The 19,425-nt window shown below is 47.4% G+C and carries 17 protein-coding genes and 3 pseudogenes; 6 read left to right on the top strand and 14 right to left on the bottom strand.

All coding sequences use genetic code 11. From position 1 onward, the window contains the following. Positions 1-193: 193 nt before the first annotated feature. The 6 genes from brxC to DW830_RS13200 form a co-directional block, all read right to left on the bottom strand. Positions 194-3,445 (bottom strand): BREX system P-loop protein BrxC, encoded by a 3,252-nt coding sequence (brxC, locus tag DW830_RS13215; RefSeq protein WP_233544533.1) that lies wholly within the window; start codon positions 3,443-3,445, stop codon positions 194-196. Then, positions 3,421-3,801: a hypothetical protein gene (locus tag DW830_RS16695; protein ID WP_233544532.1), complete on the bottom strand. Its 381-nt coding sequence runs from the start codon at positions 3,799-3,801 to the stop codon at positions 3,421-3,423. Before DW830_RS16695 ends, brxC begins: the two co-directional genes overlap by 25 nt. Before the next feature lie 3 nt (positions 3,802-3,804). Further along, positions 3,805-4,416: a BREX protein BrxB domain-containing protein gene (locus DW830_RS13210; protein WP_119250231.1), complete on the bottom strand. Its 612-nt coding sequence runs from the start codon at positions 4,414-4,416 to the stop codon at positions 3,805-3,807. Position 4,417: 1 nt separating this feature from the next. Then, on the bottom strand, positions 4,418-5,041 hold the full coding sequence (locus tag DW830_RS13205) for a BrxA family protein (RefSeq protein ID WP_119250230.1): 624 nt from the start codon (positions 5,039-5,041) through the stop codon (positions 4,418-4,420). A gap of 241 nt (positions 5,042-5,282) precedes the next feature. Then, positions 5,283-5,375 (bottom strand): smalltalk protein, encoded by a 93-nt coding sequence (locus DW830_RS15910; RefSeq protein ID WP_158573505.1) that lies wholly within the window; start codon positions 5,373-5,375, stop codon positions 5,283-5,285. 12 nt (positions 5,376-5,387) lie between these two features. Then, positions 5,388-5,990, bottom strand: coding sequence for a DNA-binding protein (locus tag DW830_RS13200; protein ID WP_317125423.1), 603 nt, complete (start codon positions 5,988-5,990; stop codon positions 5,388-5,390). A 215-nt stretch (positions 5,991-6,205) separates the two neighbouring features. Between DW830_RS13200 and DW830_RS17390 the strand changes: the two are divergent. After that, positions 6,206-6,349: pseudogene (locus DW830_RS17390) on the top strand (site-specific integrase); the annotation flags it as partial. A 394-nt stretch (positions 6,350-6,743) separates the two neighbouring features. Here DW830_RS17390 and DW830_RS13190 read toward each other — a convergent pair. The 6 genes and pseudogenes from DW830_RS13190 to DW830_RS13165 all read right to left on the bottom strand — a co-directional run bounded on the left by DW830_RS13190 (position 6,744) and on the right by DW830_RS13165 (position 12,993). Then, positions 6,744-7,859: an ABC transporter permease gene (locus DW830_RS13190; RefSeq protein WP_119250227.1), complete on the bottom strand. Its 1,116-nt coding sequence runs from the start codon at positions 7,857-7,859 to the stop codon at positions 6,744-6,746. A gap of 3 nt (positions 7,860-7,862) precedes the next feature. After that, positions 7,863-9,003: pseudogene (locus DW830_RS13185) on the bottom strand (ABC transporter permease). 24 nt (positions 9,004-9,027) lie between these two features. After that, positions 9,028-9,756, bottom strand: a pseudogene (locus tag DW830_RS13180) (ABC transporter ATP-binding protein); the annotation flags it as partial. Between the two features lie 74 nt (positions 9,757-9,830). Then, positions 9,831-10,793, bottom strand: a complete 963-nt coding sequence (locus DW830_RS13175; RefSeq protein WP_119250225.1) for an ABC transporter ATP-binding protein — start codon at positions 10,791-10,793, stop codon at positions 9,831-9,833. Between the two features lie 40 nt (positions 10,794-10,833). After that, entirely contained in the window at positions 10,834-11,730 is an 897-nt protein-coding gene (locus DW830_RS13170; RefSeq protein WP_119250224.1) for an HlyD family secretion protein, read from the bottom strand. Positions 11,731-11,742: 12 nt separating this feature from the next. After that, entirely contained in the window at positions 11,743-12,993 is a 1,251-nt protein-coding gene (locus tag DW830_RS13165) for a TolC family protein (RefSeq protein ID WP_119250223.1), read from the bottom strand. Positions 12,994-13,240: 247 nt separating this feature from the next. Here DW830_RS13165 and DW830_RS13160 point away from each other — a divergent pair, with 247 nt between their 5' ends. Then, entirely contained in the window at positions 13,241-14,149 is a 909-nt protein-coding gene (locus DW830_RS13160) for a helix-turn-helix domain-containing protein (protein ID WP_119250222.1), read from the top strand. A 222-nt stretch (positions 14,150-14,371) separates the two neighbouring features. On the opposite strand, the gene DW830_RS13155 is transcribed toward DW830_RS13160, so the two are convergent. Then, entirely contained in the window at positions 14,372-15,430 is a 1,059-nt protein-coding gene (locus DW830_RS13155; protein WP_119250221.1) for a hypothetical protein, read from the bottom strand. Between the two features lie 787 nt (positions 15,431-16,217). On the opposite strand from DW830_RS13155, the gene DW830_RS13150 reads away from it, so the two are divergent. From DW830_RS13150 to DW830_RS13140, 3 genes are all read left to right on the top strand, one after another. Further along, entirely contained in the window at positions 16,218-16,658 is a 441-nt protein-coding gene (locus DW830_RS13150; RefSeq protein ID WP_117663368.1) for an N-acetylmuramoyl-L-alanine amidase, read from the top strand. 90 nt (positions 16,659-16,748) lie between these two features. Further along, positions 16,749-17,003 (top strand): DUF4248 domain-containing protein, encoded by a 255-nt coding sequence (locus tag DW830_RS13145; RefSeq protein ID WP_089543402.1) that lies wholly within the window; start codon positions 16,749-16,751, stop codon positions 17,001-17,003. A gap of 265 nt (positions 17,004-17,268) precedes the next feature. Beyond that, the gene (locus DW830_RS13140) at positions 17,269-17,709 is read left to right on the top strand and encodes a DUF5675 family protein (protein WP_119250220.1); all 441 of its coding nucleotides are present in this window, start codon (positions 17,269-17,271) and stop codon (positions 17,707-17,709) included. A gap of 156 nt (positions 17,710-17,865) precedes the next feature. Here the strand turns inward: DW830_RS13140 and DW830_RS13135 are convergent, their stop codons facing one another. Beyond that, positions 17,866-18,672, bottom strand: coding sequence for a tyrosine-type recombinase/integrase (locus DW830_RS13135; RefSeq protein ID WP_119250219.1), 807 nt, complete (start codon positions 18,670-18,672; stop codon positions 17,866-17,868). Between the two features lie 60 nt (positions 18,673-18,732). Here DW830_RS13135 and DW830_RS13130 point away from each other — a divergent pair, with 60 nt between their 5' ends. Continuing rightward, positions 18,733-19,359 carry a restriction endonuclease subunit S gene (locus tag DW830_RS13130; RefSeq protein WP_199656149.1) on the top strand — a complete coding sequence of 209 codons (627 nt, stop codon included), beginning with the start codon at positions 18,733-18,735 and terminating at the stop codon, positions 19,357-19,359. Positions 19,360-19,425 lie beyond the last annotated feature (66 nt).

Here is a 19,425-nt window from a genome sequence, read left to right as displayed (position 1 = left end):
CTGTTCAAGACAGACTTTGGTTAAAGACCATGCTTTTCTGGTTAAACCAGCGTATTACCTCAAGTCGCTTTATGGGGTAAGGGGATTTTGTGTCTGCGACATTTCTGTTGTGCAAGAAATATGTACAATAAAATGAATTTTGTCGCTTTGCAAGCAAAATCCCACTAAACCCTATAGGTTGCGGATTTGAGGATTATTTAATAATCATTACTCCATCCTGGTCGACAAGCAGCTTTTCGAGCTGCTGGCGCAGACCTTCCAGGTAGCGTTCTATATCCTCTGCATTCGTGATAGGCAACTTTGTCTTCGTCTGCAAGGATGCCTTGCGGATGCGTTTAACTGGAACTGGGTCGTCCTCATCTTCATCAGGCTTTGGCTGAGGAGGGTTATAAGACATGATCTTATCCACCTGCTCCTGATAGAATGTATCTGTATTGGCATTGTTCTGCAGTACCAGAATATTGGTTGGAGTGGTCTTGACACGGATAACGGTTTCACGGTCAGAGAGTACACTCTCAGGAACATGCTGTTTCTCGGCAACCTGCTTCAGATAGTCGAACATATCATTATAGGCTGCTTTAATCTTCTCTCGGAGTTCATCACGTACACCATCCAATATGCCTGATAACTGGCGTTGCAGCTTGATGTAACCACGAAGACCAGATATTGGCCATGGGTCGTTTTTCAACTTATTGAAGTCGGTGACTGCTCCCTGCATCTCCATCGGAACGAATGGGAAATTATACTGGTTGTCATCCAGGAACTGGAGGAGCTGCTTGTATGTGTCAAGCTGGTCGTGAGTAAACTGTGCCACTTCTTTGCACTTATCTATAAGTACTTTGGCTTCATCCTTGGCTGCGATGACGAGGTTGAAGAACTTCAGCGGGTCACGCTCGTTGAGCCATGATTCGAAAAGCTCAATTGCCTCACGGATAGGCTGGCAGAACTGGTAGCCAGCAATCTGCTGCTCAATATCCTTATAGCCCTTGATGAACTTGGCTAGACTGTGGACGCTCTCTATGTCTCGGCAGGCACGGAAGAGCTGGGTGCTGTCTGTAGAAGTAGGTACGGCAGAAATACCGAAAATCTCTTTCCAGGCATTGGTGAAGTTCTGGATTACCTGCGGAGAGATGACCTTGGCCTGACGCAATGTGAACTTGTTGGATTCGCTGACGATGCGGGCGGCAACCGTTGCTGTCTCCACATTCGGATTGTTGGCGTAGGAGTAGTCACGATTGTGACGACGTACCAACTCATTGATAATATAGAGCGTGCAGATGTTGTCCCATCCGTATGGAGCCTTGGCAAACTTGGCAAGCACATCAGAAACGTTTACCTCAGCAAACTGCTTGTTGAGATAAATCTCCACTTCATGCTCGGCATCGGTAAGCACGGCATTCATTCCTTCGTAGTCGCCAGGATTGACATTGCGGAGAATGGCCTTTTTCAACTGCTCCGTGGTGCGAGGCATGCCTGGGTAATCCACCAGGTTAGCCTTGGTATAAATGCCGGAAAGATGCTTATCCATCGCCACACGATAGCGGTCGTTGCCACGCTTCTGTCCCAGTTCGGCTTCATCTATCACGCTGAGGCCGGAGATGATAGGGCAGGTGTCGAGAATCTTCTCAAACTCCTTTCTGATGATTCCATCGTAAAGTTCGTTGGCACGTTTCTCAAACTCATCACGTGTCTTTTTGTTGTCCTCGCTTGTTACCGGAGTAGCCATGTAGCGGTTTGCCTGGCAATACCAGTAGAAAGCATTGTATAGACGCTTGTTGTCACGATATTGAGGACCCACATAGTAAACCATGCGGTTGACATTGCTGTTCTGCAAAGCCAACTGTTCGGCAGTTTCATAGTCTGCATCCATCACAAACTCTACCTGCACATCAGGATTGTTGCTGAGGAAGGTGCGCTGCTTGATGGTAAGACCCACGGAGAAACTGCGTGTCTTATACTGCTCCTTGTTGCGGAGTGCCGTAATATATCTGTTGAAGATTTCCTTCAGCTGCTCTGCCTGGGTGTTGTTGTCAACCACCTGGCTCTGAATGAGCTGAGCCACCTTCATTTCTTCTTCACTATAGAAGGCGTAGGTTTCAGGTGCGCCCTGCTTGCCCTGCTCACGACGGATGATGTTGTTGTCGCAAAGGAATTCTATCACCTTTTCCACCTCGTTCTTGATGTTGAGGCGAGGAGTCTCCATATCGTTGATAAGGAGTGAGGTTACATTATCCAATGTGGCTGGGAAGACCAGCTGGTCGGTCTGCGAGATGTTACAGATCATGAAGAGCACGTTGGCTACTCTCACGGCAAGACGGGTGCGCTCTGGGCGGTCGGTCTGGTAGGTGCGAGCCATGCGCAATGCATTATCCACAGCCTTCTGTCCACGAGCCTGCAATCCTTCTTCGAACATGTTATTATAGAGTTCGTCGAAAGAGATAAACTTGCCCAGTTCTGCATCTGCATTTGTTTTGGCTGTAGAGTGAATTACCTTGATGATGCTTCGCTCGTTACCCTTCACCTCCTTGGCTACATAGCCGAGGTTGAGGAACGAGTTGAATACCTGCATAATCAGCTTGAACTGATAAGGCACGAAAGGGTAGTAGTCCACGAAATCATCCTGCGAATCGTAGCTACTATATGATGTTGGCAGTTTGAACTGAAGGTCGAAACCTGCCTTATATTGATTGTAGAGGGCAGCAAGTTCTGGTTTTACTTCCTCTTTTTTGTCGAGAATTCGCTTCTGTGTAATCACCTCTGGCTGTGTGCCTTTCAGAGAAACCTTCACTTCGAAGCGTCCCTTGATCTTGCCTTCCTTATCCTTCTCTTCTGCTATATGGCAGTCGTCCATAATCTCAGAGAGGTCTTGCTGGGCAGTACAAGCCACCCATACCTTGTTGTCGCAAGCCTCAGAGAGTTTGGTGATAATCTCCTGGAGGTTGAGATAACGGTCACGCTCCTTGTTGATAAACTGGCTCACCTCATCGGCAAGGAGAATCAGACGGTAGTCATCGCCCTTGTCCTTCAGGTAGGAAGCCAGTTCCATACCGAAGCGGTCGATACTCATATTGGTGTCTCGCTTGATGATGCGCTCACGGATGCTATCTACGGAGAGGGTAGGGGCAAGCTCCTTGGCAATATCCAACACCCAATCCAGCTCGTTGTCAATCAGGTCGGCAGCCATGCCTGGGTCGTTCCAGTCGCCACCTTCTTCGGCAATGCGCTCCTTGAAGGCTTCGAAAACGCCCTTTTCGGCAAGAGGTTTTTCCAGATTCTGTGCCAGGGTGATATTAAACTTGTTGAAGCCACGCTTGCCGTTGAACTCATTCCAGAAAACGTGAAGGAAAGCCTTCTTCTTGTCTGTAGAGTTGTCGTAGCTGGTTTCAAGGTTGAAGATACAGGTGTCGATGGTGGCACGCTTCAACCAGTTGGCGATAGAGAGCAACTCGTCGTAATCGAACTGAGGTTGTGCTTCTCGTCGAGTGGGTCGATGGCTTTTACAGCATCGAGCAGACGTGAGACTGCATCCTCACGGGTTGATGGAGTGATACAGTAGTCGAGGTATTTCAGGAAGTGAGACTTTCCTGAACCATAGTAACCGTCTATCCATATACCTACATGGGCGAACGACTTGTTGTTCTTGATGGCATCAAGTATGCGGAAGAGACCATTGATGATCTCATCCGTAAACACGTATTCCTGTATTTCGATGCGTTCTGTCTCTGGATCAAACTTGGTAGCACTGACGGCAGGATTGACAGCACGGTTGATTGGCTTGCTATATAAATCTTTCAGTTTCATAAGTTACTCATTGATAAGTAGTGTTGCACGATAAGTGTGATTGTCTGGGAGCGTATCAAACAGACGGAAAGAGTTCTGGTCACGATGACCAGGATAGAAGACGATAATCTTATACTTCCCGGTATCGTTGTAGTCCTCATAGAGGGCAAGAAACTCGTTGACTCTCAGATATGGGAACATGCTGCCGATACCATACAGGAAAACGTATGGACGACGATATTGATCCTTGATGGTGATATGGTCGATGATACGTTGATGAATGTACTGCACGAACTCTGGAGAATGGGCATTGCGGGTCAGTGTGTCCTGGGTGTTCTGTGCCTTGGACGGATCGTTCTGCTCTTTCTCCAACTGGTATTTCAGCATGGATGGATGGCGCAGGAACTTCTTCTGGTCGAGAAAGTTGCAAAACTCCTCAAATAGATTCAGCGTAAGTACATCCACATAGTTGATAGGGCGAATGAGATTCGCCTTGAACTCCTGTATCTGGCGACGGATGTCGTACTCCTTCTCTGCCGGATATTGGTAGATGAAGAAGTTATAGAACAGGTCGCCATTCTCCGTGTCCTGGAAACCAGGGCTGTTCAGTTTATCATCAAGTTCTTTTATCGTCATATCACATTGATTTCTTTATGTTATCTATTTCGTATGGCTGCAGGAGGCAGGCTTCCAAGAACCATGGTTCTCCCTTTGTCAAGTAGTAGCCGTAATTGTTGCAGACCAGGGAATGAAGACGGTTGTCATTGGTCAGCATTCCCACCTTTCTCAGGATTGTGAGATATGCACTTGCAACCTTTCCCTTTGTAGAGTCACTCCATGAGTCAACAAACACGTCTTTAGCAGAGATTTCATTGAACTCCATCATGAGGTCTTCCTTGTCTATGCTCTTCGAAATACTGTTCCACTTGCGCATGGTGACATTCACGTGGAAGTCGAAGCATATTTTGTATGTTTTGAGCATCACATAGAACAGAGCGATGACCTTGTCACTATCGCTCATTTCCTTGAAGTCATCCCAGAATGAAGGAGGCATGGTTTGAAACCTGCGTCTGATTTCCAGAATGGCCTTTTCTCTGGAAGTTTCTGCATTGATATGCAGCAGATGGTTGTTCACCTTTTCTTCCTGGAGCAGTTCTTCGCTGTTCTCATCTCGAAGTAAAGGCAACAGGGTGAGTGTCTCTTCGAAAAGAAAGCCCCCACCTGTCAATGCTGCTGTATATGGACTATTATTTTTATTCATTATTATTCAATACTTTTGCAAATGTAATACTAATCGGTGCAGTCTATCTGCATATCGGTTTTTACATCTTTATATATGCAAAAGTACAGTTTTTATTCGAAATAACATCATAAAAGTAGGAAAAATAGTATTTGATTTCCGTTAATAAGGGTTAAATGAACAGCTTGTCTATAAAAAAAAGAGGGTGTGTCATGAATTGATGACACACCCTCTTTGAGAGGTTCTAGCTTTACATCCCGACTTACATACAGCTTGTCAAACCTAAAGAGGCTGCGATGGCTGTAAGGAGTGAGAGAGCAATCTTAATTACGATTTTCCAGTTTTCACGTTTCATGGGCTATATTTTTTAGAGACTTACATTATCATCACCGTTGTCACCGGTATCGCTTCCGCCAGTCTGCGAACCGCCACCCTGGGTTCCGGTATCGCCCGTGTTGCCGCCGGTAGTTCCGGTATTACCCTTGTTCTCGTCAGGGTTCTCCTGGTTGTCACCCTCGGTGTCCTCCACATCCTTCGAATCGTTGGAAGAGATGTTCTTTACCACTTCGCCATCGCGGTTTACGCAGGTGATGCTGATACCCGTCTTGGCAAGCTCCTGCTTGATCTCCATACTAGGGCTAAAGATTACGCGTCGCTGGGTGATGAGCTTGGTGCTCACATCCTCTACCGACTTCACAGCATTGGCACGCAGACCGAAACGCATGGTGCCCAGACCCGGAACTGCTACGGAGTGACCCTCTGTAGCCCACGCCTTGATTACCTCGCTCAGGGCAGCGTAAGCCACGTTCATCACGGCAGGAGTCAGTCCGCAATGCAAGGCAGCCTGCTGGATCGCCTTCTCCGGTGTAAGCTTGTTGTAGATCAGCGGCTGCATCACGTACATGTACTGGTCCTTGCCACCTTCCTTGCCCAAGTAAGCAATCTTGCGCTCAATAGCTTTAACATTCATTCCCATAACTCAAAAAACAATTTAGTTAAACATTGATTGCAGAGCTTTTGTTTCTGCAAGCCATTGTGTTTCAATGACAATGCAAAGATACAAAATTTTGGGGCGGAAATCAAGAGTTGTTCGCCACTTGCCAAAAAATACTTTCTGAAGAATATATGATTCTAGCAGGCCACTAAGCCCTTGAACTGATAGTTCAGCAGATGGCTGGCACTGGAATAACAGGTGCAAACGCGATACCGACAACCCTGCTTGCCACAGGCGAGGAGGAACGTGAACGTCTCAAAGTGTGCTCTGTTCGTATCAATTCCACTTCCTCATATTGTCAATCCAGAACCACGCAGCTCAACTTGCGTGAGTTTAGCCTTTCGGGAGTTCATCATGCAGTCCGTCATCGGCAGACAGACTGCACAAAACTGGTCTGTATCTTTACTGAGAACGCAATGGCATAGAAAAGCCATAAAGCAACGTTCCTTGGAGGCTTTGCGCCTCCAGCCACTTGGGCGAACCACCGCAGTGTTTTCAGGTATTAAATTTTCTACAGACCATACGGAGAACACTCGGCAAACACGAGCAACTCGGTATAGCCAATAAAACGAGGCGACAACCTATAACAACCACACTCGGCAAGTTATTGCAGGTCGTGAGGTTGTGGACGATGTTCGGACCCTCAAAGTCCTTGCCCTAATCGGGGTGTAGCTCTCCAAAGTCGGGCTCCTGGGATTCCATTTTCTTTATCGTTTATGTAAGATAACGCTAACTGTTCTTCTGATAACTCTTGATGGCCCATGCCCACATCACGACGGCATAGCCCGATAGGGCATAGAAGTGATGGCGGAGGTCATAGAGGCTGCTGCCCTTGAGGTAGAGCGTGCGCATCGCCTCGATGAAATAGCGCAGCGGGTTGATGTGCGTGAAAGCCTTCGCCCATTCTGGCATGCTCGTAACGGGGGTGATCAGACCGCTCAGGAGAATGAAGATGACGAGGAAGAAGAACATCACGAGGGCTGCCTGCTGCGTGGTGTCGGAATAGTTGGAGACGATGAGTCCCATGCTCGAAACCACGAGGATGAAGAGGGTGGCGAAGAGGAAGATGACCCCGATGTTCCCCACTGGCTCCTGTCCGTAGATGAGGCGAGCCAAGAGCATGGCATAGCCCAATACCAACAAGCCCACTGCCCAGTAAGGTATTAGCTTGGAGAGGATGAAATCAAACTTGCCCACAGGGGTTACGTTGATTTGCTCGATGGTTCCCTTCTCTTTCTCGCCCACGATGTTGAGGGCTGGGAGGAAGCCTACAAGCAAGATCAAGAGCATCGCCATCAAGCCTGGTATCATGAAGAACTTGTAGTCCAAGTTGGTGTTGTAGAGGTATCTTGGCGCTACATCATAATGAGCCATGCTCACGGCGGAAGCCGTCAATCCCGATTCTTCTCGCAGTTGGGCGGAATAGTCGGCGATGATTTGGGCGAGGTAGCTGGAACCCAATCCTGCCTTCACACCATTCACGGCGTTGGCAGAAATCATCACTTGACTCACTCCCTCCTTTACGAGGTTTCGCTCGAATTGTGGCTCTATCTCCACGATGAAGTCGGCATCGCCTGCCTCCACGCTTTCCAATGCCTTGGGATAGGTGGAGGAGACATCGCTAAGATGGAAATACTGCGAGGCGGAAAGCTTTTGTATCAGTCGGCTGGACCATGAGGAATGGTCGTTGTCGATGACGCTGATCTTCAGGTTTTTCACCTCTTGGGTAGCTGCTTTCGGCACCATGTTGATGACACCGATGGGGAGCAATATGAAGACGATAGGAAGGATGATGTTGCGCATCATCTGCTTGAATTCCTTTTCTAATAAAAATCGAATAACCATAATTTATAATCTTACTTTGAATAGCTTCCACGATACGCCGAGGAGCACCACTGCCATGAGGGCGAGCACTGCCGTCTCGTGCATCACGTATTTCATTTCCACTCCCTGGATCATCAGTTTTCTCGCCACTTCCACGTACCATCGGGCAGGATGATGGCTGAGGCGTGTTGCAAAGCTTCTGGCATACTCTCGATAGGGAAGGCGAGACCTGAGAGATAGACCGTTGGTACGATGAGCAACAAGGACAGCAACATGGCTGCCAACTGACTGCTCACACAGTTGGAGATAAACAATCCCAACAGCAACGACACCAATATGTATAATAAGGAGATGGCGATGAAGCCCATCACGCTGCCTGCTATCGGGATATTGAGCAGGAAGACCGAGAGCAAGAGGATGGTGGCGAGGTTCATGCAGGAGATGACGAAGTAAGGCACCAATTTTGCCACCACGATGACGATAGGTGGCAAGGGAGAGGCAAGCAATATTTCCATCGTTCCCATCTCCTTCTCCTTCACGATGGCGATACTCGTCATCATGGCACAAATCAGGAGCAGAATCAAGCCTATCACACCCGGCACGAAGTTGTACTCACTTCGGCTCTGCGGATTGTAGAGCATTTTTGTGACTGGGATGATTTGGTATGAGGGAGTGAAGCTACTCATGGATGCTTGCGCCATCTGGGCGTGGCTTCGCTCTTGCTGGATGTAGTCTTGCAAGTAACCTGCCAAGATCTGCTGCATGTAACCCGTGCGCACGGCGGCTTGGTTTGGCTCGCTGCCATCGGCGAGGAGCTGGACGGATGCCTTGCCCGAATGTCGCATCTCATCAGAGAAGTTGTGGCTGAAGATGACGGCGAGGTCGGCATTGTTCTCCAAGAGCATCTGCTGGATTTCTTTCTTGCTGTGAACGTCTGCCACGATGGTAAAGTAGCGGTTGTTGCGAATGTGCTCTTGTATGCGAGTGGTCACCTCGTCCTTGCTGTGGTCGAGGATGACGACACGGGAATCTTTCACCTCAGTGGTGATGGCGAAGCCGAAGAGGATGATCATGATGATGGGCATGACCAAGAGAATCAGCATCGTGCGCTTGTCACGGAAGATGTGGCGGAATTCCTTCTTACGAATACGATAAATTGTTTCATTGTGTTATGGGAATTTAAGAGAAGTTAGCTGCGTTTGGCCTTGCGAGCCAAGTGCAGGAATACATCATACATGGTGCTGACACCAAACTTGCGTTTCAGTTCGGCTGGCGTGTCGAGTGCCTCTATCTTGCCATCCACCATGATGCTCACTCGGTCGCAATACTCTGCCTCGTCCATATAGTGGGTGGTTACGAAGACAGTGATGCCTCGGTCGGCTGCCTGGTAAATGAGTTCCCAAAACTGGCGGCGAGTCACAGGGTCAACGCCTCCAGTTGGCTCATCCAGAAACACGATCTTGGGGTCGTGGAAGATGCTGAGCGAGAAGGCAAGCTTCTGTTTCCAACCCAAGGGCAGTGAACCCACCATCGTGTTGCGCTCCTTCTCAAATCCCAAATCAGCCAAGAGGCGATCGGTCTTCTCCTTGATTGCCTTGGTGCTCATGCCGTAGATGCCGCCGAAAAGGCGCAGGTTCTCATACACCGTGAGGTCATCGTAGAGGGAGAACTTCTGGCTCATGTAGCCGATGTTCTTCTTCACCATCTCCGCCTCCCGATAGACATCGAAGCCAGCCACGGTAGCGTGTCCATCCGTAGGACGGCTCAGTCCGCAGAGCATGCGCATGGCGGTGGTTTTGCCAGCACCGTTGGCTCCGAGGAAGCCGAATATCTCGCCACGATGCACCTGGAAGGTGATGTGGTTGGTGGCTATGAAGTCGCCAAACTGCTTGGTCAAGCCTTCCGCTACGATAGCATAGTCGTTATTTTTGTTCATATTGTTCCTAATCTTTTATTTCAGTTTGAAATGTCCTTACCCATTGAGGAAAGGATTTATTTCATTAATGCCATGAAGCAGTCTTCGATGGAAGCCTCTATCGGAGCAACGCTCACGTTGTGATGTCCTCGCTGAGAGAGATAGTTGACGAGAGCTTGTGTCGTGGCATTGTCCGAAGAGGTCGTGTAGTTGCTTGCCTTGTCTGCATCAGCCTTGTTTCCTTCGGATAGTGTGACGTGGAACGTCTCTCCAAATGAAAAAGCGGTCTTGGTGCTTGGATATTCACGGAGGTCGCCCAAGAGCTGGTGCATCTCATCGCTGCGCACAGCCCAGAGCTGTTCTTGATAAGAGGCTATGATGCCTTGTGGGGAATCGATCTTCAGGAACTCGCCATCTTGAATGAGGGAGATACGGTCGCACAGCATCGCCTCGTCCATGTAAGGGGTGGAGACGATGATGGTGATGCCGTGCTCCTTCTGCAGCTTCTTCAGCATCTCCCAAAACTCTTTTCTTGATACAGGGTCAACACCAGTGGTTGGCTCATCGAGGAAGAGAACTCTTGGCGCATGGATGAGGGCGCAGCTGAGGGCGAGCTTCTGCTTCATACCGCCCGACAGTTTGCCAGCCTTGCGCGTCTTGAATTTCTCTATCTGCTGATAGATGTCCTTCACCAAGTTGTAATTTTCCTCAATGGTGGTGCCGAAGATAGTGGCAAAGAACTCCAGGTTCTCTTCTATCGAGAGGTCTTGGTAGAGAGAGAACTTGCCCGGCATGTAACCGATGCGCTTGCGAATCTCCTTGTAGTTAGCCAACACATCCAGCCCATCCACCGAGGCCGTACCGCTATCCGCCAAGAGGAGGGTGGTGAGGATGCGGAAGAGTGAGGTCTTGCCTGCTCCATCTGGTCCGATGATGCCATAAATCTCGCCTTCCTCCACGTCAAAGCTCAGGTCTCGCAGAGCCACGACCTTTCCCTTGTTGTAGGTCTTCTTGATATTTCTAACAGAAACTATTGCCATAATACTATTGGATTCTTAACTCTTCACTCTTCGTTCTTCACTAAAATCTTACATCTCCATACATTCCTTCCTTGATCAAGCCATCGTTCTTCACCGCAATCTTCACGGCATAGACGAGGTTGGCTCTTTCGTCTCGGGTCTGTATGGTCTTAGGGGTAAACTCTGCCTTGCTCGAAATCCAGGTCACGGTGCCTTGGTATTCCTTGCGGTCAGCCTTGCCTTGGTCGGCATAGACTTTTACCTTCTGACCAATCTTTAAGCCTGTGAGTTGGTCGGCGGTGATGTAGGCACGGAGCTTCATATCCTGGATATTGCCCACCTTGAAGAGAGGCTTGCCTGGAGCGGCAAACTCGCCTTGCTCCATGTATTTGGTGAGGATGGTGCCTTGGATAGGAGAGGTGATGATGGAGTTGCGCATCTGGTCTTCGAGTTGCGCTATCTGTGCGGCGATGCTGCCTTTCTGTCCTGTCAAGCTGCTGTTGTTGCTGCCTATCTGTTCAGAGGTAGCAGCGAGCTGACGCTGGAGCACCATGATCTGGTAGTCGATGTCATCCACCTGCTTCTGGTTGGCTGCGTTCTCCTTTACCAGTTCTTTGAAACGCTTGCGCTCACGTTGCAGGTTGGAGATTTGCTGCTGGATGGAAGCTACCTGTCGGCTCTCGTTCAGTCGCTTGCTCTCTGTGGCAGAGATGTTGGAGAGGAGTTGCTTCTTTTTGAGATAGAGTTGGAGGGTATCGATGCTACCAAGCTCCTGTCCCATGCTCACGTTTTGTCCCTCATCCACATGGAAGGAAATCAGCTCGCCAGTGCCTTTGGCCGACACGATGACTTCTGTGGTTTCAAATACGCCCGATGCATCATACTGCGCATCGTTGTTAGAGCAAGCGGTGCAAAGCATGGCTACCGCTGCCGTTATATAGAATGTTACTTTCTTCATTGCTTTAAAATCTTAATTGTTAATTAATTTGCTGTGATAGATGGCTTGCAACAATTGCAATTCGTGCAGCGATTGCTGCTGCTTCGCCATGTTCACGGCGTTGATGCTGCGGATGAGTTCATTCACCGTCTCTGTGCCGAGCTTTACTTTCTTCTCGTTGGTCTGTCGGATGTTCTCCCGGAGGGTTACGATTTGTGCATCCTTGGTGAGTTGCCTTTTGATAGACTGGATATTGCCATCGGCATCCTCATTTTGCAGACGGTTGTTGAAGAGGAAAGTCTCCTTCTGGTTGTCGTTCATGTGTCGCTGCACCTCTATCTTATGGATGTCGTTCTTGCGGGTGTAGAGTGCACCGATGTTCCAAGAGATATTGATGCCACCGAGCAACATGCCGTTATGTACCATGTCAGACACCTGGGTGTGGAGCAATCCCATGCCCATGAACCCGATGGTAGGACGAAGACGAGTGTCGAGCTGCTTGCGCTGTGTGTCCAAGAGTTGGTTCTGCGAAGCATAGAAGGACAGCTCAGGACGGTTCAATCCCCAGGAATCCTTGGCGGCAGGGAGCGTCATGGCAGGTTTTTCCACCTTTGTGTTTTCTGATAATGGTTTGCCGATGAACACGCCGAGCATCTTCAGGTAAGCCTTGCGAGAGGCTGAGAGGGCATCGGCTTGCTGCTCTGCCTTCATCAGTTCCACGTTGATAGCATCCTGGTCGCTCTGGTTGGCGAGGCCATTCTTGATCATGCTCTTTACGGTGGTGCTGCTCACGCCGAGGTCTTTTTGCAAGATACCGTTTTGGCGAAGTTGCTCATCGAGGGTCAGTACACCGAAGAAGAGTTGCTCCACTCGCTCGTTGATGTCGTGCATCGAAACGTCGATTTGTCGTTTCTGCACCTCCGCTTGCGCCTTAGCCACCTCCTTGCCAGCGGCTATCTGTCCGCCGTCATAGATGGCTTGCTTCACGCTCACCATGCCGCTTGCCATATAGTTCTTCATGTCGAATCCCATCTGCTCCATCTGCTGGTTGGCATTGATGATGTCGGTGAAGGCGTATGCGCCAGCTTGCACGTTCACTTGTGGCAGCCATCCCTTGGTGGCATTGCTCACATTATAGTCTCGCAAGGTCTCCACCATGCCATACTGCTTGATGGCAGGATAGTTGTCGTGTGCCATCTTCTGGCATTCGTCCAAGGTCAATGACTGGGCGAAGCCAAGAAGAGGCAGCGAGACCAACATTACAAGAATACTTTTTCGTTTCATTGTTGTCATTTTCTCATTGTTTTTGTTTCTGGGTGCAAAGTTAAGATGAAAATTCCAAACCTTCGCTACCCATTTTTATAGAAAAATGTTCTTTTTGTAGGAATAATATGAAAAAAGGCATTTTATCGGGAAAAATGATTATCTTTGCATCGGATTTCTCGGAAAGGAGAATCCTAAGAGATAGTTTACACATTATTATAGATAGAACACTATCCTTTTAAAACAACAATTTAAAATACAATGGACGATGAGACAATTGCAAAGACTTCCTTTGGATAAGATTTATAACATATTGCCAGAAGATACGAAGCAAAACAAGAAATTGCTGAGTTATCAAAATGGTATGGGTGTGGTTATTGGCATCGATGGCTTCCTGTTTAGGCATTTGGGGATGGTTTCCTCACCTTTCTTGGTGGAAGATTATCGAATGGGAATGATTGTGCGTGGACAGTTGAGGGGCATCATCAACCTGCAAGAGCATACTTTACAGGAAGGTACTATCGTGTTTATCACGCCAGGCACCATCGTGGAGCCCTTGGAGGTGAGCGATGATTTCCTGTTGGAGGGAATGGGCTTGCCAGCCGACCTCTTCTTGATGGCGCATGGAGGTCGACTGCCTGAACTCTTCAATGGACAGGTGAAGGATGGGAGAAGAATTGTATCCTTTGAGGAGCGAACCATTCTCGACCGAATGCTTCGTCTTTTGCACGACTTGATGGGAGAGGACGGCACCAGCAAGGAGCTCATCTACAGCCTGATAACCACGGTTACTCATTATTATGACCAACTCTTTCATGGCCGCACATCCGTGTCGTCTCCTTCCCATTCCAATGAGATATTCAATCGTTTCCTGCGCCTTGTCAATCTCCATGGCAGCAAGGAGCATCAGCTTGCCTTCTATGCCGAGAAGCTCTGCATCACCAGCCGCTACTTAGGCACGGTGGTGTTGGCAACCAGTGGCGTGGGGGCGAAGGAGTGGATAGACCGCTCCATCATCTCCACCGCCAAGGTATTGCTGCGCCATAGCGACAAGCAGACTACCGAGATAGCCGATGAGCTGAACTTCCCGAATGTCAGCTTCTTCTGCAAGTATTTCAAGCGTCTTACTGGTTTCACTCCTCAGCAATATCGCAAGGGAGAGGACTGCCTGACATAAATTTGGTGAAAAAAGCGTCAAACATGCATTTACATCTTTTACTTATAATTATCCCCTGCCTGCTTGTGAAAGCGGGCAGGGCTTTTATCCGAAAATCCAAAGATATCATATATCTATAAATATAAATATCAGAGTATCGTCTGATATTAGCTTTTTTAGGTTTACTTACCGCTATAAGCGAACCCCCCATCCGGCTTGAGAAAGTAGGATGGGGGATTTCTGTTATTTCTTCTTCAGAATCTTATCCAGGCAGGATACGATATACCCTGCGGGATTCTTGATCTCGTGCTTTGCCTTCGCTGCATAGGCTGCCAGAAAGCACTGCTTCACGGCATCCAGGTCTGACAGGGTGAGGCGATCGCTCAACGCCTCAGCCACCTTATGGCTCACGTTCCAGTAGGAAGAGGTGAGGACCTTTCTTAAGTTTAGTTTCATCATTGTCAGCTTGGTTCTGTCTTCATCGCTCAGCATATTCTGGTCTTCGTTGCGGAACTTGAGGTCGAAGATTACCAAACTGCCGTATTTGCCTACTACCTGGTTGCGGGTCGTCTCTAGCGTGTGTATCACGATATAGTCGAGGCGGTTCTGCTTGTAGGCATTCTTTATCTCCTCTTCGGCTGTAGAAAGCTGGGTGTATTCCAGATTCCCCGTGCCACGATATTGGGTGTGGCTGGTGAGGAGTGCGAGGATTTCGGGAGGCGTAAACTTGGTGTAGCCCTTCTTCAGTCGGCTCTCTGTCAGGAGATAAAGGCAGCGGGAAGACTGGTGATGGAATGACTCGTATAGCTGCGGCGAAACCTTGAAGTAGCCCAGGTCCAGGGCGAAGTAGTACTGAGCCACGGGAATCGGCATCTCCAGGATGGCTCTCTTCTCCTGACCTTTCTTGGTGTAGTCAACGAAGTGGTAGAGGTAGTCGAACTGCTTGTAGCACAAGTGGTTTGTACCAGGATTATCAGATTCTGCGACGGTGTAAGGGATACAGACCGGCTTTTTGCCTATGTCGATAAGGGCAGTCTCCAGGTTGTTGTAATGCGATTTTGTAGCTTCCAAAGCTCTGTAGGGTACCTCGAAACGTAACATATTTTCAAGGTGCTCGAAACCGTTGAGGTCCAGTTGTCCGTGGTGTGCGTTCTGGCTGATAGCCATTTTAATCTCTTTCTGATTGTACACGTCAAGTCTGAAGATGTACTTCTGTTCTTGCGGGCTGTAGCTGTGATGCAGGGCGCAATGAGTGCCAAGCTCTGTGGCTTCGGCTACATTGAATTTTAGGTTCTTGTTCATTGCTCGTTTGTTTATAAAGTTATAAAATGGGGGTGGCAATGAAAAGAATTCTGGGGGATGCGAAATCTCAAATGGATCAAAATTTATGCGGATTATTTTGGTCCTTTACTCAATTTTTCACATCAGGCCAAAATTATCCCATGTCGCACCCCCGTATGAATTGTTCATAGAGAATGCGCACGAAAAATTTAGCCTGAATTTACAATTGAGTACCCCCATGCAAGGATTTAACTCCGCACCTTACAAGGGATTTTGAGATGTAAACTCAGCATTTATCATGCTTGGGCATCCTGTTGCCAGGGTGCTGATGTCCGCTCCTCCTGTATTTCTACAGAAAGAGCGCTGCAAAGATATATAAAATTTCTGAAACTAACAAGTATTTTACAAGTTTTTTTTGAAAATAGAGAAAAAAAGTTTGAGAACCCATCATGACCATTTTTCTTTTTTATTTCTTATATATCATATTATCATATTTCTTGTGGGGCTATTTTGTTGTGTAATCATCAGATAATCAGAAAGATGAAAAATGGTATTGCAATGGGAGGTAACTATCAAAAGGCGATATCCCACGAGATGTAGCGGTTTCCTTTGATGAGATGTAATCCTTTGGTAAGTTTGCCTACGAGAGGTAACTATCTAGACATTTCTCCCACGAGAGGTAAGTAGTTAACTAAATATAAAACATTCCGGGGTAAGTGGGAATTCGCCGGAAATCGACGGCTATCGCCAGTTGGAGTTAGGAGAAAGTCTTATCTTTGCAGTGTTGAAACATTAAAAACATCAGCTTATGACTAGAGAAATTACAATGATTGTGGTACACTGCAGCGCAACCCGCTGCAACCACCCTTACACTGTGCATCAGCTTTATCACGACCACGTGGAGGTGAACCACTGGCGTTACATCGGTTACCATTTCTTCATCAGCCGTGACGGCAAGGTACATGCCACCCGTCCGCTGGAGCGTATGGGTGCCCATGCCCGTGGCTGGAATGCGCATTCCATCGGAATCTGCTATGAGGGCGGATTGGATGAGAACGGCTATGTGGCAGATACCCGTACCGGGGAGCAGAAGAAGGCGATGGAGAAACTGATTGTTCAGCTGAAGATACAGTTCCCCGGCATCCGCACCATCCTGGGGCATCGTGACCTGCCAGGAGTGCAGAAGGCGTGTCCCAGCTTTGATGCCACCACGCTCCAGCCCTTGTTACATCTAAATTGTAAATATTAAAGTTTGTAATCAGATGAAACACCCTATCCGATTTTTTTGTAATTTTGCAGAAGAAAATGCAAACGATTACTAACTAAAAAATAAAACTAGATGAATGTTACCAAGCAACATTTCGTAGAACGTAGAGTGATGAGCAAGCAGGAGCTTGCTCACCTCTACTGTCCTCACAGCCGTTCCAAGGGTCATGCTGCGAGAGATGAGTTTATGGATTGGGTGAAGCGCTGCACTCCGCTCTATGTCAAACTGCAGGAATTGGGTTATAAGCCTTCGCTGCATAGTTTCACGCCCAAGATGGTTGATTATATCTTTTACTATCTTGGAGAGCCGGATGGAGTGGGGGTATAGCATTGGTAGTAATAAATAACTTTACAAGTTAGGCGTGGCGGAAAAATCTCTTAAGAGAAGCTGTCGTTTCCCTTAAGGAAAAATATATTTTCCCTTAAGGAAAAAAATAAAAACCCTTAAGGGAAAATTCTCAATCTCTTTTTCCCCCATTTTTCGGGCGTTTTCGCCTGATTCTCTCTTGCTTGAATAATGTTTACACGGATATGGAGAGAAGATGGGGATGGGGCAAGGTTAAAAAATAACAGTTTGGAAAAATCAAAAGTTTATGGAAATAGTTATAGAACGTTTTGGCAGTTATCATCATGCCGTAAGTGGTAGATTGCTGGTTGATGGTCAGCATGTTTGTGATACGTTGGAGGAGGATGTGCATTGTCTGCCGGAAGGAGAGTATGCCCTGCAGCGCAACAGCAAGCTGGCATTACCTTATTATATTAGACTGGCAGATGCAGACTCGGGGGTTGACACTCATGTTGATTCCCGTGCTGCCTCTCATGTTGATTCCCGTGTATCCTTCTCCAGGGGTAATGGCATTCACGGTTGGCGCAACCACAGCATCATCGTAGGCGAGTGTCTCCATCTGGGTTTCCTCATTCATAGCGAGGAGTGCTATGAACTTCTCATTGCCCGCATCCGCATGCAGTTTGTGCGTCATCACGCAGTGGTGGTCAAGATATCCCGCTCTCCCGATTTTCTGGAAGTAGCCTGATATCATAAAGACACAGCAAGGTATGTTTCGAGTTACTCTCGAAAGCATGTAGTCGTTGATATATGCATGTCATATGATAAAACGTTTTACATGGATAGAGTAGAAAGAGACCTGCATCTCTTTCTGCTCTTATTCCTATGAATCTTTATTGGCATTTTACCAAGTGATAACCTTATCTACAATTTCTTGTTGCTCCAAGCTACTTCTTCGCAGATAGATACGTGTTGTCTCTATGCTTTCGTGTCCCATGAGGTCGGCAAGCAAGGCTATATCGTTGAACTTCTCCAGGAAATTCTTGGCATAACGATGGCGGAACGAGTGAGGGTAAACCACTTTCTCGTTTAAGCCATACTTTACAGCATAGTTCTTCAACTGCTGTGATATGCCTCTTGTAGTAATACGCTCGCCAAAGCGATTGAGAAAGAGATAGCCACTTGTGCGGTTGAGTGTCTGCAACCACTTTTCTGTTTCCGTGCGCAATGTCTTGGGGATATAGATACGCCGTATCTTGCCACCCTTGGTGTAGATGTCGTAATAGCCTACTTGCACGTGCTCAACCTTGATTTGCACAAGTTCGCTCACTCTGGCACCAGTCGCAGCCAAGAAACGCACCACAAAGTACCACTCCAAGTTGTCTTCCTTCTTCAACTTGTTCTTCAAGAAGGTGTAGTCGGCATTACTGATGACATTCTCCAGATAAGAACGTTGCTGCACCTTGACCGACTTCAAGCGGAGTTTCGTCTTGCCCACAAATACAAGATACTTGTTCATCGCCTGAATACGAAGGTTTACCGTCTTTGGCTTGTAAGTCTCAATCAAGTAGGTCTTGTAAACCAACAAGTTTCTCTTGTTCAACTCTTTGTATCGAGAGCCAAACTCCTTCACGGCATACAGATATGCCGAAATCGTGTTCTTTGCCATATTGCCTTGGCTTAGGAACTCTTCAAATTTGTCTAATTCCATTTCTATTCGTTTATTAGTGAAACATTATGTTGTCCTAATATATAGGCATGTTTTTGTTCTATGAGTTCCTATTATGAGAAGATACTTGCTACGGGAGAGGTGAAGTGCATTGATGAGGAGATACCGTTTGAGATACCACAGGGGTGGGAATGGGAACGTTGGGGTAATATAGCCCAAACGATTCAATATGGTTATAATGCTCCTGCTTTAGAGCATGGTGTAATAAAGATGGTTCGCATCAGCGACATTCAAGAAAATGGTGTTCTTTGGGACAATGTACCATATTGTCAAATTGAAGAAAATGATATTGAAACGTACCTGCTGAAAGTAAACGATATTCTCTTTGCACGAACAGGTGGTACTGTTGGGAAATCGTTTTTAGTTGAGGAAGTACCAGAAAGAGCTATTTATGCAGGGTACTTGATAAGAACGAGATATAGTTCATTACTAAATCCTCGTTACATGAAATCATTCATGGAGAGCCAATTGTATTGGGAACAACTCAAAAATGGTACTATTGCCACAGCTCAACCAAATTGTAATGGTAAAACACTCGCCAAAATGTTGTTGCCCATACCTCCAACTAAGGAACAAGATAGGATAGTTGAAAAACTAATGCAATTGTCTTCGTTCTTGGATAATTATACCTCAGTTCGGGATAATAATCTCAGCCTAAAGGCTTTATAATGTTTTTATATAAGGGACACAGTGGCTTGGCAACCATCTATATATCTTGGATGGTTGCTGAGACAA

Source organism: Prevotella sp. AM34-19LB (genome assembly GCF_003468525.1).
GTDB lineage: Bacteria > Bacteroidota > Bacteroidia > Bacteroidales > Bacteroidaceae > Prevotella.
This window is presented reverse-complemented; position numbering and strand designations above follow the sequence as displayed.